At 40.9% G+C, this 13,131-nt stretch carries 16 protein-coding genes, 1 pseudogene and 1 riboswitch; of the genes and pseudogenes, 2 read left to right on the forward strand and 15 right to left on the reverse strand.

The window, feature by feature from the left end; all coding sequences use genetic code 11:
* Nucleotides 1-15: 15 nt before the first annotated feature.
* The 3 genes from LG307_RS21785 to LG307_RS21795 all read right to left on the reverse strand — a co-directional run bounded on the left by LG307_RS21785 (nucleotide 16) and on the right by LG307_RS21795 (nucleotide 1,880).
* Nucleotides 16-609, reverse strand: a complete 594-nt coding sequence (locus LG307_RS21785; RefSeq protein WP_404446572.1) for a DUF4247 domain-containing protein — start codon at nucleotides 607-609, stop codon at nucleotides 16-18.
* Between the two features lie 68 nt (nucleotides 610-677).
* Complete coding sequence (locus LG307_RS21790) at nucleotides 678-1,349, reverse strand: PspA/IM30 family protein (protein WP_404446575.1); 672 nt, start codon at nucleotides 1,347-1,349, stop codon at nucleotides 678-680.
* A 21-nt stretch (nucleotides 1,350-1,370) separates the two neighbouring features.
* Complete coding sequence (locus tag LG307_RS21795; RefSeq protein ID WP_404446578.1) at nucleotides 1,371-1,880, reverse strand: DUF4178 domain-containing protein; 510 nt, start codon at nucleotides 1,878-1,880, stop codon at nucleotides 1,371-1,373.
* 334 nt (nucleotides 1,881-2,214) lie between these two features.
* Here LG307_RS21795 and LG307_RS21800 point away from each other — a divergent pair, with 334 nt between their 5' ends.
* Entirely contained in the window at nucleotides 2,215-2,502 is a 288-nt protein-coding gene (locus LG307_RS21800) for a DUF3986 family protein (RefSeq protein ID WP_404446581.1), read from the forward strand.
* Nucleotides 2,503-2,572: 70 nt separating this feature from the next.
* On the opposite strand, the gene LG307_RS21805 is transcribed toward LG307_RS21800, so the two are convergent.
* Together LG307_RS21805 and LG307_RS21810 are read right to left on the reverse strand one after the other, a co-directional pair.
* Nucleotides 2,573-2,752: a hypothetical protein gene (locus LG307_RS21805; RefSeq protein ID WP_404446584.1), complete on the reverse strand. Its 180-nt coding sequence runs from the start codon at nucleotides 2,750-2,752 to the stop codon at nucleotides 2,573-2,575.
* Between the two features lie 97 nt (nucleotides 2,753-2,849).
* Nucleotides 2,850-3,146: pseudogene (locus tag LG307_RS21810) on the reverse strand (DUF4385 family protein); the annotation flags it as partial.
* A gap of 210 nt (nucleotides 3,147-3,356) precedes the next feature.
* Between LG307_RS21810 and LG307_RS21815 the strand changes: the two are divergent.
* On the forward strand, nucleotides 3,357-3,980 hold the full coding sequence (locus LG307_RS21815) for a DUF2238 domain-containing protein (RefSeq protein WP_404446587.1): 624 nt from the start codon (nucleotides 3,357-3,359) through the stop codon (nucleotides 3,978-3,980).
* Between the two features lie 294 nt (nucleotides 3,981-4,274).
* On the opposite strand, the gene LG307_RS21820 is transcribed toward LG307_RS21815, so the two are convergent.
* The 10 genes from LG307_RS21820 to LG307_RS21865 form a co-directional block, all read right to left on the reverse strand.
* A complete protein-coding gene (locus LG307_RS21820) occupies nucleotides 4,275-5,366 on the reverse strand; it encodes an alpha-hydroxy-acid oxidizing protein (protein WP_404446589.1) in 1,092 nt (363 codons plus the stop codon).
* A gap of 9 nt (nucleotides 5,367-5,375) precedes the next feature.
* A complete protein-coding gene (locus LG307_RS21825; RefSeq protein ID WP_404450530.1) occupies nucleotides 5,376-5,975 on the reverse strand; it encodes a methionine ABC transporter permease in 600 nt (199 codons plus the stop codon).
* A 59-nt stretch (nucleotides 5,976-6,034) separates the two neighbouring features.
* Nucleotides 6,035-7,051 (reverse strand): methionine ABC transporter ATP-binding protein, encoded by a 1,017-nt coding sequence (locus LG307_RS21830; protein ID WP_404446592.1) that lies wholly within the window; start codon nucleotides 7,049-7,051, stop codon nucleotides 6,035-6,037.
* Between the two features lie 54 nt (nucleotides 7,052-7,105).
* A complete protein-coding gene (locus LG307_RS21835) occupies nucleotides 7,106-7,918 on the reverse strand; it encodes a MetQ/NlpA family ABC transporter substrate-binding protein (protein WP_404446595.1) in 813 nt (270 codons plus the stop codon).
* Nucleotide 7,919: 1 nt separating this feature from the next.
* Nucleotides 7,920-9,017: an iron-containing alcohol dehydrogenase family protein gene (locus LG307_RS21840; protein WP_404446598.1), complete on the reverse strand. Its 1,098-nt coding sequence runs from the start codon at nucleotides 9,015-9,017 to the stop codon at nucleotides 7,920-7,922.
* 79 nt (nucleotides 9,018-9,096) lie between these two features.
* Nucleotides 9,097-9,213, reverse strand: a riboswitch (SAM riboswitch).
* Nucleotides 9,214-9,409: 196 nt separating this feature from the next.
* Nucleotides 9,410-10,603, reverse strand: coding sequence for a M14 family zinc carboxypeptidase (locus LG307_RS21845; protein WP_404446601.1), 1,194 nt, complete (start codon nucleotides 10,601-10,603; stop codon nucleotides 9,410-9,412).
* A 593-nt stretch (nucleotides 10,604-11,196) separates the two neighbouring features.
* Nucleotides 11,197-11,691: a DNA-binding response regulator gene (locus LG307_RS21850; RefSeq protein ID WP_404446604.1), complete on the reverse strand. Its 495-nt coding sequence runs from the start codon at nucleotides 11,689-11,691 to the stop codon at nucleotides 11,197-11,199.
* Between the two features lie 98 nt (nucleotides 11,692-11,789).
* Nucleotides 11,790-12,218 (reverse strand): 2-oxoglutarate dehydrogenase E1, encoded by a 429-nt coding sequence (locus LG307_RS21855; RefSeq protein WP_404446607.1) that lies wholly within the window; start codon nucleotides 12,216-12,218, stop codon nucleotides 11,790-11,792.
* A 125-nt stretch (nucleotides 12,219-12,343) separates the two neighbouring features.
* Nucleotides 12,344-12,823, reverse strand: coding sequence for a 23S rRNA (pseudouridine(1915)-N(3))-methyltransferase RlmH (gene rlmH / locus LG307_RS21860; RefSeq protein WP_404446610.1), 480 nt, complete (start codon nucleotides 12,821-12,823; stop codon nucleotides 12,344-12,346).
* An 82-nt stretch (nucleotides 12,824-12,905) separates the two neighbouring features.
* Nucleotides 12,906-13,082 (reverse strand): CxxH/CxxC protein, encoded by a 177-nt coding sequence (locus tag LG307_RS21865; RefSeq protein WP_404446613.1) that lies wholly within the window; start codon nucleotides 13,080-13,082, stop codon nucleotides 12,906-12,908.
* Nucleotides 13,083-13,131: the final 49 nt, after the last annotated feature.

Raw genomic sequence — 13,131 nt, forward strand, 5'->3', positions numbered from 1 at the left:
GACTGCCTCCTTCTCCTATTTCCCCGCTCCTGGGCCGCCGCCGCGAACAGACGAACCTCCATTACGGATCGTTGGGGTTTGATTACTTCCTTTAAACGTTCCACCTGATGGCCCATAACCCCCATAGCAATTATCCGGGTTTCGTTGACACTTTTGCTTTTGTGTATTTCCCCAGTCGTTACCTAGCAGGTTACTCAACAGCCAATAGGCCAATAAGCCGTCAAAAAAATCCGGGCTATAATTATTCCGTACAAACTGCTCGTTCGCTACTTCAATAAAGGTATTGGACGAATCTTCTTCATCCACTGTTAAGATAACAAAAAGATTGTCATATACCAGTACTTGCTTTCCGTCCTTCCTCTCACTCATCTCTTCGGGTTGTTCATGGGATGAAATAGTCGATGCCACTTCATCCAGTTCCCGATCTTCTGCAATGTAAATCTCTGAAAAGTTCTCTGAGTCCGTTACGCTGGATACAGTATCATAGATTCTATACTCATTGCTGATAAAATCCACTATGTCATCTTTAAACAGCCCACTACTTCCAGAGGAGCATGCAGACAACAGTAAGGTAAAAGTGAGTATGAGGCTAAGAAGTGGTTTTTTCATCGGTTCCCCCACTTTCTATGCAACTTTGCCATTATTCACGAATTTCTCTTTCAAAAAGCTTGGAAAAGTTATTCTTTTCCAAGCCTTTTCTTCAATGCAGCAAGTTCATCATCGACCGCATTCCCTTTATCCAATGCAGCAAGTTCATCATCTAAACTGCGGCTTGAGCTACGAAGATCATCACTTGTTTCTGCTTCAGCTTCATATCGCATTACTTTTTCCTCCATGCGTTCAAAGCCTTTACGCCCTTCATCTCCACCTATACTTGACATTGCACGGTTCATTTTCGTTCTCGTTTTAGCAGATTCCGCTCTTGCTTTTAAGGAATCTTTCTTCAATTTCATTTCATTGTATTCATTTTTCATTTCGTCCAGCTTAGCTCTAAGTACATCTGCGTCTTTTTTCGCAATTATATGAGATTCTCTAAAGGAATTAACAGTAGCTAGGTGTGCATTTTTATCCTCTAAAGCTCTTCTTGCCAAATCTTCATTTCCAGATTCTAATGCTTTAATGGCTTGACTTTCACGCTGGTTGACCATCTTTTCCGCATCTTGCAGTTTCTTTAGCAGCATTTTCTCGTTTGCAATTTGATTTGCTACCGCTTTTTCTGCGTCGCGTATATCTGCTTCCATTTCCCTCATAAACTGATCAAGCATTTTAACCGGGTCTTCCGCTCTATCAAGCATAGAATTCAGCTCAGAATCAACAACCGTTTTTACTCGTTTAAAAAATGCAAACATCTCAACATTCCTCCTATATTTTTATTGGCCTGCAATAATTTTGATTTCGAATTCCTCTATCTCATAACCATGGCTTACTTCCACTTCAGTGCCCCATACTTCAACAGATAGAAATTCTTCTTCCTCATCATCACAATAGCCGAAATACTTACATTCCATGTTATTTACGTTCTTGCCTCTGCCTTCTCCTTTGACTCTAGCTACACCCGACTCATCAAAATAATAAGTTTTACCAGCATAGTTGATTTCTTTAGGCAATGGTTCTTGCAGCTTTAATGCAGGTACCTTCTTATAAATACCTACATTCAGCTCATCATCCATTTCCGCGCTAAGCCAAATGGTTTTGTCTGGATGCTGAAGCTGATAGGCAATCCATTCATAGCCATGGGCATTATATATCAGCTTGCTTACAACTTGATAATCCTCAAGGTCATACTCCACAATATCTCCCACTTCAATCGAAAGTACTGTTCTCTCCTTGACCTCCCGGATTACCTCTTTGTTCCCGAAAAGCTTTTTAAAAAAACTCATTACAACACCTCTATACTGATATACTGTGAGAATTAGAATTCACATACATACATACGCCCTCATAAAAAGAAAGTTTCATTTATGAGAGATTTTTTTTATACTTCCTGTTTAAGTATATTAGCAATAGGCTTTTGAGGCAATTTTTTTGTCAATTGATTACAGAACGACAAGCCTCTTCAGTGACCTTTATATATTCCATTATTAATCCTCCCTATACTTCTCTAATAACTCTTCTGGAATATGACAATAATCCTCAATTTAAGGTTTACTTAAGGTTTAGTTAAGCTTCTATTAACGTTTCTTCTATACAATTAATATTAAAGGAGTGATAAACATGCTTTTGGATGACAATTACCACATGCATGCAGGCTACTACAAGGACGGCCACGATCTGGAAGCCATCCTCTTGAAGGTGAAAAACCAAAACGTATGGTGTATGTTCTTTGAAAATGATTTCTACCAACTGAACCTCCCACAAGATCTCTACCCAACCCTTAAAAACTTTGGTCAAATGGTAGGAATCTACTGTCTAAAAACAGAACACCTAACCGAACAAAAGGCATCTAAATTACTGGAAGAATTTTTAAAAGAACATAAATTGATTTTGATGGAAAAGAAATGATTTCTTTGTCTTTAAGCATAAAAAGAAAACCTTCCTTTAAACCAAGTTTAGGAAGGTTTTCTTTAATTTTTTATTTTACATTATTTCCTACAGATGGAATCGTAGTTTCAGTCTTTTCGTCGTTAATCTTTGAGGTTGCTCCAACATCCGACCATAAAGCCCATGAAGCGCTGCCTTCTTTAAAAGTATGGTTTTTAATCTTGCTTGTAGGCGGATTTTTCACTTCTAGTACGACATTATCAATCGTCACTTCATGCTGGTCGTAATCTGCATACCCGTGCCACTAGCATCGAATTTCGGAACATTAATTTTTGCTTTGCCATCTACGACTTGGATCTCATCGATAACTTTCCTCCTTTATAATTGGTGTAACGGCGGGCCCGCGTAAAGCCCATCTGCAGGAATTTTCTTGCCCTGTCCATCCCGACAAAATCCTCTTTCTCCTTATAATCAAGAAACATTTGATAGATTTTTTCAGATGACTCCCGAGCAATTTCCGGGTGCTTAAAGCGCCAATGCTGTAGGATATCACTTTTATAAGGTTCCACAAGCAAGACACCCTATTCCCCTCTGCCAACCCTATACATTTCAGGATTTTTACGAAAATCTATCTTCTCAAAGTCCAAGTCGTAATCGAAAGCCATGGCTATCACCCTTTTTAGTTGAGGAATACCCTTGGGAAGGTATTTGTATTCATAGAAATGGGCAAGAGGGACAGGTACCTTGATTCCCTTGATTCATTTACTTATATGTACCTAAATGAGGTTTTACAATCTCAAAACTACTCTTGTTCAATAAAATATAAATGTATAGCAAATACTAGAAATATCTTGGTTTCTGATGGAGTGATTTGAATGTTACATAAAATAAAAAATCCGATGCATTTTTTCTTCTTATTTGTAGTTATACTTGTTCTTATTTGGTCTCTAATTAAACCTGAAGAAGGTTATATGATTTTGTTGGTGGAGGTTTTACCTTCCGTATTAGTCTTAATCTTTTTAATATCAACATACAATCGGTTTCGCCTAACCACTGTTTCCTATGTCATCATTACCCTTCTAGTCATTTTAACGTTTATAGGAGGGCATTATTCTTATTCCAAAGTCCCTCTCTTTTCATGGATCAAAGATTATTTTGATTTACAAAGAAACCATTATGATCGGTTCGGTCATTTTCTTAAAGGGTCTATTGTGTTAGTTATAATAGAGATATTATTAAGAAAAACAGCTTTATCTAAAAGTAAAACCACAAATTTTATTGCTCTATGTATTACTCTAGCAATCGGGGCTTTCTATGAAATCATTGAGTGGGCAAGTGCAAAAATAGGGAATGAGGGAAAAGTCACAAAAGATTTTTTAGGTATGCAAGGAGATATATGGGACGCCCAGTGGGATATGGCACTTTTACTAATAGGATCCATTCTTTCGCTTTTTTTTACAAAGATTCTTTATAAAGATTTAAAAAATCTAGATAATTAGTTGATATCTTGGTTGGAGGGACAGGTACTTCTACCCACCTGTGCTTTAAAGAATAAACGGGTCACCCATTCAGATTTTTAGGTAAGCTGGTCAACTTAATCCAATAAAAATATCCCGCTCCAATATAGGAAGGGGACGTTTTATGCTGGGAATTCATCACCATCAAGAAGTGTTGGCTGCAAATCAGCTGCTAACTAATCTGACCTCACGAAATTTCAATAGAATTCGGGGCACAGTAACGGGAGTATATCAAAATGCAACAGATTTTAAATCAGCAAGAACCTTGCAATCAGTCTATTTCCTCACTAATATATCACGAGTTAAGGCAGAAACAGCATCCACTCCCGCAGTAGCCATGGTTGCATCAAGATCATAAATGAAGTTATCTAATACTTCTTGAACCCCTTCTTCGCCATTAATTGCAAGGCCATAAACATACGGCCTGCCCAATAGGACAGCATCTGCCCCAAGTGCCAGGGCTTTCACCACATCGGCCCCTTTTCGGATGCCACTATCAAATAGAACAGGGATGCGCCCTTCCACTTCCTCAACAACCTCCGGTAAGGCTGCAATGGAGGAGATGCAGCCATCAAGCTGCCTCCCTCCATGATTGGACACAATGATCCCGTCTACTTTGAACTCTATAGCCTTTTTAGCATCTGATGGATGCAGTATTCCTTTTAAGAGGATTGGAAGTGTAGTGGCCTTTCGCAAGACGGCAACGTCCTCCCAAGAGAATCCAGGTGCAAATAGGTGTTTCAATTGTTCATCAACAGCCCTTTGAAAGTCATGGCTCGGCGAACAGGCCAATTTCTCTTGGAAAACAGGGTCCGAAAAATAATTCCCAGATGCCGCTCCGAGCTTGAATGGAGCGTATTGATTGGTTAAATCTGCTGCTCTAAAACCAAGAGCCGGCATATCCACTGTAATGACGATTGCTCCATATCCCGCCTGCTCGGCTCTTCTAATGAAGCTTAAGGTAATATCCATATCACTGCTGCAGTATAGCTGAAACCATCTATCTCCGGCCTCCGCTGCAATTTCTTCAAGTGAAAAAGAGATGACTGTGCTGGCAATGATCGGGATTCCTACCTGCTTGGCAGCCCGGGAAACAGCTAGTTCAGCTTCCGGATGAACAATACCCAGATTACCGACTGGAGCTAGAAGATAGGGTGTTTTATAGTTTTTTCCAAAGAGAGATATGGATAGGTCGCGCTTGGAAACATCTCGTAGAAATTTTGGCCTTATTTTCCATTTTCGAAGGTCTGCTATATTATCTCCCATGGTTTCCTCATCACCTGAACCACTTTTTATATAAGTGAAGGGATGAGAATCTAAGATACTTTCTGCTTTTTTTTCTAGGTCGGCAAAATGATATAGTTTCATAATAGATACCTAATCTTTCTTAAGCTTTGATGCTATGGTATTTCCAAGTGACTGTAATCCCTGAACAAGGATGATCAGTAAAAATACGGTGACATACATAACATCCACTTCATAGCGAAGATGCCCGTATCTATAGGCCAGGTCACCCAATCCGCCAGCACCAACCAGTCCTGCCATCGCAGTCGCCCCAATCAATCCTATTGTTGCGATAGTCAAGCCTAAGACGATAGATGATCTTGCTTCCCTAATCATAACATTCCAAATGATGTCTTTTGTCTTTATTCCCATCGCTTCATATGCTTCTAGAATGCCTTTATCCACTTGTAGTAGAGAAGATTCCATCAGCCTTGCAATATAGGGGGCTGTATACACAACAAGTGGTACAAGCACACCCTTCACACCAATGGAGGTACCAACAAGAAATTTAGTGAACGGCAGAATGAAGAACAATAAAATGATAAATGGTATAGAGCGGATGATATTAATGATAGTGTTCAAGAAACCTTGGAGGTATTTGTTTTCAAGACTTTTCCCTGGCCTAGTTAGAACAAGGAAAACACCAAGAGGCAAACCAATCACAATAGATATGGATAAGGAAATCGAAACCATTTGGAAAGTCTGAATTATTGCCTCCCAAATATCTATTCCCCAATTGTCAATAAATGCTTTCAACGTCTAGGCACCTCCTCTATGATGATTCCTTGTTCTTTTAAGTATTGAATGGACTTATCTGTTTCTTCTATTGAACCTTTTAAATGTACAAGCAAGCTTCCAAAGGGGATTCCTTTGAGCTGTGTGATATTTCCAGAAAGAATGTTTGGGTACACATCAAATTTTTTGCTGATAGTCGCAAGTGCCGGGTCGTTCGAAGAGGATCCGATGTACTTAAAAGATACAATTTTCCCTGAGTCTTGAAGGGTTCTGGTAATCTCATCTGTTAGCTGATGGTTAAACAGACTATTGACGAATTTTTGCGTCGTTTCCTCTTTTGGACGAGTAAAAATATCTACGGTTTTTCCCTGCTCAATAATTTTCCCATTTTCCATAACTGCCACTCTATCGCAGACACGTTGGATAACGTGCATCTCATGAGTGATGAGAAGGATGGTTATTCCCAACTCCTCATTGATTTTTAATAATAGGTCTAAAATAGATTCTGTTGTATCAGGATCGAGGGCACTTGTCGCCTCATCACTTAATAAAATCTCTGGTTCATGTGATAATGCACGGGCAATCGCGACCCGTTGCTTTTGACCTCCAGAAAGTTGAGCGGGAAAGGCATCCGTCTTATCATTCAATCCAACGATAGACAAATACTTTTTTACCCTTTCATCAATTTTAGACTTGGGCAAGCCTGTTAAACGCAGGGGAATGGCAATGTTATCGTAAACCGTCGCTGTCTTCAAGAGGTTAAAGCCTTGAAAAATCATGCCGATCTTTCTTCGGGCAAGTAACAGTTTCTGTGAAGATAATGAAGTAAGGTCCGTTCCGTCTACCAGGACCTTCCCCTTAGAAGGCCTTTCCAGAAGATTTACGCACCGGATCAACGTGCTTTTCCCTGCACCACTATAACCGATCACACCATAAATCTCTCCTTTTTGGACCTCCAAGGAAACATCGCGCAATGCCTCTACCTTTCCTTTCTTTGATATAAATGTCTTTTCTAGATGGTCTAACTTAATCATTATTTTCCTCCTACTCTAAGAAGTAAGAGCCGCTATAGATAGCAGCTCCCTCTTTTACCAAGATGCAACAACAGAACCTCCAAATGTTTCTTCAATAAATTGCTTCACTTCGTCTGAATGATAAGCTTTGATCAATTTCTCTAAGACTGGGTCATCTTTGTTTTCCGTGCGAACAGCCAGCAAGTTTACCCAAGGAGAGTCACTTGGCTCCATGAAAATGGAATCCTCCGTAGGTACAAGTCCGTGTTCCACAGCAAAGTTTGTGTTAATCGCAGCAGCAGCCAACTCATCTAGCTGACGCGGGATTTGAGATGCCTCAAGTTCCACGAATTCAAGATTTAAAGAGTTCTCCTCCACATCTTTTACGGTAGCAGCAACTCCCACGCCCTCTTTAAGCTTAATTAATCCTGCTTGTTCAAAAAGGATAAGGGCGCGGGCCCCGTTTGTTGGATCATTGGGAAGTCCTACTTTATCCCCATCTTTTAATTCACTTACGTATTTAATGGAAGAAGCATACATTCCCATTGGAAAGTTAACTGTAGTAGCTATCTCTACAAGATCTAAGTTCCGGTCTTCTTTAAACTTATCCAGGTACGGCTTGTGCTGGAAGCTATTTGCGTCTAATTCCCCTTCTGCAAGGGCCACATTTGGCATTACATACTCGTTGAACACGACAATTTCAATCTCCAGGCCATCTTCTTCTGCTACTTCCTTAACCTTCTCTAAAACTTGTTCATGAGGGCCCGCGGTCACGCCAATTTTCAACTTATCCTCACTTAACGCTTGCCCTCCTCCTTGCTCTCCACCACACGCGGTGACTACCAACAATAAAAGAATGCTCATGCATAAAACAGCTATTTTTTTCATATTAATTTCTCTCTCCTTCTTTTTGTAATGCTTCTAGTTTTTCAATGGCAGCAACTATATCTTGCTCCTTGAATTTCTCTTTCATAAAGTGGATGGATTCCTGAGGCAACAGTGCCTTTTCAGCGATTGTACGGATATCTTCCTGCCCCTGGATAGATAGGTGCTTACATGAGGATGGCAACCCTATTTGTCTATAGAATGGGAGCAGCGCTTTGATTTCTTCTTCGTTCCCCTCCAGTGCAAGTTGTACTAAAATTCCATATGCCACCTTTTCCCCGTGAAGGAGTCCCTTTGTGCCAGGGAGATGCGTGAGAGCATTGTGAATCGAATGGGCTCCGGCCACTCTTCCATACTCATCCCCAAATCCCCCTACCATTCCCCCCAACAAAATATTCGCTTCCATAATGGTGAGGACAGAAGAGGATAAGTTGCCTTTCTCGCAATCTATCAGAGCTTGATGGCTTTCCTCTAACAATCGGTGCCTACTTAACTTGGCCGCATACAGTGCTACCTCAACAGGCAATGGCGTATACTCCAAATCGTGTACAAGGGCATTTGCCTCATACCATTTTGCGAGCGTATCCCCAATCCCAGCCTTTAAATACTCTAAAGGCGCTTCAAGAATCACTCTTGGTTCTACAAGGACCATATAGGCGCTTCGTGGAAAGACGGTGTAGGTTTGGAAACGTCCCTCCTCATCATAAATGACGCTTAACGGTGTCCAGGCTGCACAGGTAGAAGCCAAGGTTGGTATGAGGATAACATCCTTATCAGCCTCGTGGCTTGAAGCCTTTGCAAGATCAAGGACTTTCCCTCCGCCAATTCCAATGACAGCATCGATATGTAAGGAGTGTGCCTGTTCTTTACATCTTTTAATTTCAGCTTCTGAACATATACCAGAGTAAGCAACATATGTAGTTTCAATTTCCGCAAGCTCCGGCCAATACGGTCGGATGGCCTGGAAGGACTTCTCGCCATGGATGATAAGCAAGGAACGAATATTTCTTTCCTTTAAGAGCGCGGGCAATTCTTGCAGTACATCCACCTGGCATTTATAAAAGCTTGGTGCTCCTTGAATTCGAATGGATATGTTCGTCACCCCCAATATGTATTGGGAAGCAAAAATAAAAAGCCTCCCTAAAAGAAGAGAGGCTTACGTATTAAAAATACTCTGTCCTCTCTCATCTTCCAAAACACTAAAAGTGTCTTGCTGGAATTAGCACCTTTCCTTACAAAAACATAAGAATGGTTGCCGGGCATCATAGGGCCAGTCCCTCCGCCTCTCTTGATAAGAGAATTTACATATTAAATTAGCAAAATTCTAAAACTTAATAGTTAGTATAATCTGTATTTTTAGCACTGTCAAGGGGTGAAGCGACAAAGGGAAGGCCCATCTGCCCGACACAGAGTTAAGGGGACAGGCAAACGACCCGTCTACACTTTAAAGCGTAGACGGACTGCATCACCTGTTCCCTTGAGTACCTGATTCTATTAAAACCCAGGAGTACGCGAACTTAAAGGAATATCCTCATATCTTTCTGGATCCAGATCGTTCACAGAGCCATCTGCTACACCGTTAATGATGCCCATCAGACCCGTTTCCACTGTTTTTACCAGCTGCCCTTTTTTCTTTTGCCCGAAGTTCTGGGTTTGGCCGCTTACTTCGAAAAGGACGGTCCCACTTCCGTTTAATGCAAAGGAACCAAGGGCCGTTCCAGGTAGGTCAATATTTTGATCATATAGAGAAATATTGGTGAAGACCGATTCCCCTTTTGCTTGCAGGGCATCATAAAGTGCCAAGTTCAGTTGGCGGGAGAAGTCGTAGTCATAATTATCGGCATAGGCAGCATATTTTTCCCCGCCAGGACTGTTTGGATTGGTGACAAACTTTCCTGAGATCGACATGGTCACTCTGTCATCCGTCCCTTCGATATACGGGAATCCTTGGTGATGGAGATCCACGAACACATCCACATTGCCGAATTCAGCTTTTAACTCCTTGTACACATCTCTCACTGTTTGTGCTTCAGGTGTGATATACCATCCATAGGCACTGGAAGTCCCAGGGAAATCTTCCGCCTGTGGAACATAGTCCAGGTCAGGGTTGAAGTCACGGTTCACGTCAAAGCCTGGGTTCTGGTCATAATTCCAGACTCCAGGAAAGGAATAGTAGTTCCATGCAGGCGAGACTTCTGCTAGCTGAGGGAATGCTGCCACAACCTCTGCCCATTCCATCTCATTTGCACGGCGGCTCAGCTCAGAGCCATCCACATTCAGCATAGGAATGGCCACAATCGTCAGCTCATCCAATATTCTATTTACTTCAGGAGAGTTGCTTGATCCAAGTTTTTGTAACATGTTGAGTAGGGCAACTGTACCTGTTTTCTCGTTACCATGGATTTCACTTTGAATCAGGACCACCTTATCGCCACGCCCCACAGACGCCTTGTAAATGCCGCGACCCTGATTCGTATAGCCGGCAGTCTCCACTGTTACCTTTCCTTTACTTGTCTGTTGGATCTGCTCTAATTTTCTACCAAGCTCCTCATAATTGATGTACCCATTGATAGGCAAAGTTTCATTCGGTTGCGGACTCGGCCCCGGGTTAGCAGAACCCATTGTCGGTACAGCCAGTAAAGAAGCTGCCAAAGCTGTTGAACTTAAAATTTTCCATATCTTATTCATTCTAAATCCCTCCATGCTTATATGTAGTTTCATAGAAGGATTTCTATATTTTTCGGCCGATACCTTTCGGGTTCCGAAAAATGAATAGATAAGACTAAAAGAAAAATAAAGAGGTGGGAATAAATAATCATATTTTTCTGACTAATTGGAAAATAGGGTTTCTAATGGACTATTTAGGTAGTGGAAATTTTCGTTTTGCTAAAAAGTATTTATATATGATTAATGCCCCTTTCCTCTACTGTCACTGCAAACAATCGCACCTCGATACAACTATGCTAAAAAGCGTAGACGAGTTGAGGAACCTGGCCCTTTGATTTAATAAGCGGAGATACTCCGGTTAAAGTCGAAATAGAGCTCGTTTCGAGGTAAATAAGAGAAGATTTTCCGGTTATGAAAAGTAAAATATCACATTTCCACGTCTTTTAAGTAAATAAGCGGAAATACTCCGTCTATTTTAGCTATTTTTAAATTGAATAAATAATTAAGCGGAGTTCTTCCGTCTATTATTCAGACTGGGTTATTAACCTGATCTCCTAGCCGATAAGACCGGATTCTCTTGGTTCCAGATGCGGGAATCAGCATCTTTTTTTCGACTAGTTGGGTAAGTATTTTTTTACAGTCTTGTCACTTAGCTTCAAATATTTCTCAACTTCTGTTGGGTATACCTCTTCCCCTCTTCGAATTACTAGCCGAAGCACTTCCTTTTCAAAAATGGACAGAGAGGTCTGGTCCAGCTCATCACCCAGCCATCTGCCTATCACTTGCTGAACAACCTGTTGGCATCTACGAGGATTCTGTTTCACTTGGTCAAAAGAAAAGCGGATCACGGTCCATCTATCAATTACCAGCTGGTTTTGACGTTCTAGTTTATCAGAAAATTGCCATCTGCTAATATTCATTAGGTGAGGACCATATCCGTCGACCTCAAGGCTAATTCGAATGCCGGGGCGAATATAAGCAAAATCCAAATACCTTTTGCCATCCTTGTAATCATCAATTTCATATTCAGGATGAAGATACTTGAATTGGTAAAATAATGGCCACCACACTTGCTTCAAAACACGGCGGAAAGCCTTTGTAAAATCCAAAGATCACTAAATCTCCCTCTCGATTAAAGTCACCTCAGTTTAAAAATTAATCCGTAATTCCTATGTACAAGTGAAATACTGCTTACCTCCATCGCCTTTCATAATAAATCAGTTTCCCATAACCCAAGCTGGCCTTTTGCAGGGATACGTTCATTCAAGATCTTCATGTCTTGAAACTCCCAAGCATATCCTCCCACATTAAAGTCTCCTAAAAAAAAATCATTTCCTGATACGATTTGTCCATTTTCCAGGACTGCTGATGTCTGATTTTTTTCAGTTATCTTCAGACAATTTTCAAGCCGGCCTACAGCAATGATCATTCCGGTCGGTAGGGTCTCTTCTGTATATCCATGCTTACCGAGCAGCGAACGGATGGCCACATGCCTGCAGACTGCCTTATCTATTTTTTTACTTGTATGAATGGCCAGCGGCCCGCGATAATTTGTTTTCCATGACCTTGTTTCAAATTCATTCTCTCGAAGGACAAAAAGACTTGCCCAGGGCTGAATCATAGATAATACCTTCATTCTCCCGGCCACCAATCTATAAAGTTTCGTTTGTCTTATCGTTTCCGTAGAGAAGAATATTATTAGCAAAAAAGGACCTGAGAAAAAGGATAACGATTATACAAGCTGACGGTCGCCCTTTGCCTCTATTTGTGGTACGGTTCCCCCCGATTAATCCTAAACCCCCGATAAACCTGCTCCAACAATATCAATTTCATCAATTGATGGGGAAATGTCATCTTCGAAAAAGACAATGTATCATTCGCCCTTTTCATCACATCACTGCTTAAACCTAATGATCCCCCGATAACAAACGCTATCTTACTCTTTCCGTATGTCGCAAGCTTGTCCATTTCTTTTGCCAATTCTTCAGAAGAGCGTTGCTTTCCTTCAATCGCCAAAGCAATGACATGGGTGTCATCGGAAATCTTCGCGAGGATCCGTTCGCCTTCTTTGTTTTTCACCTGTTCCATTTCGGCGTCGCTTAGTTGTTCGGGTGCTTTTTCGTCTGGGAGCTCGATGATGTCTATTTTTGCATAGGCACTCAGGCGTTTCAAATATTCATCTATCCCTTGTTTCAGATACTTCTCTTTCAGTTTTCCAATTGTGATTATTGAGATATTCACATGTCATACCACCTTGCAAACAGTTTATCCACAAAAGTTATCCACATATCAACAGTTTCTATCCACATTTAGTGGGCGAATATCAGTTCCCCACCATATATATTGCAGCTTCTTTACAAAATTCACAGGATGTTGATAACTTTTCTTCCTCTGGTAACATCTCTAGAATTGGTGCTTCTTCGTGCTCATCTATGTACATTTCCATCGCTAATTCAATATGCTCTAAACAGCATTTCATTTTATCCACATTCCTTTCCATTCCTGCATTAACTTCACTAGGATACCATTTATCCACATGTGTGGAAACA

The organism is Sutcliffiella horikoshii, assembly GCF_044809035.1.
GTDB lineage: Bacteria > Bacillota > Bacilli > Bacillales > Bacillaceae_I > Sutcliffiella_A > Sutcliffiella_A horikoshii_G.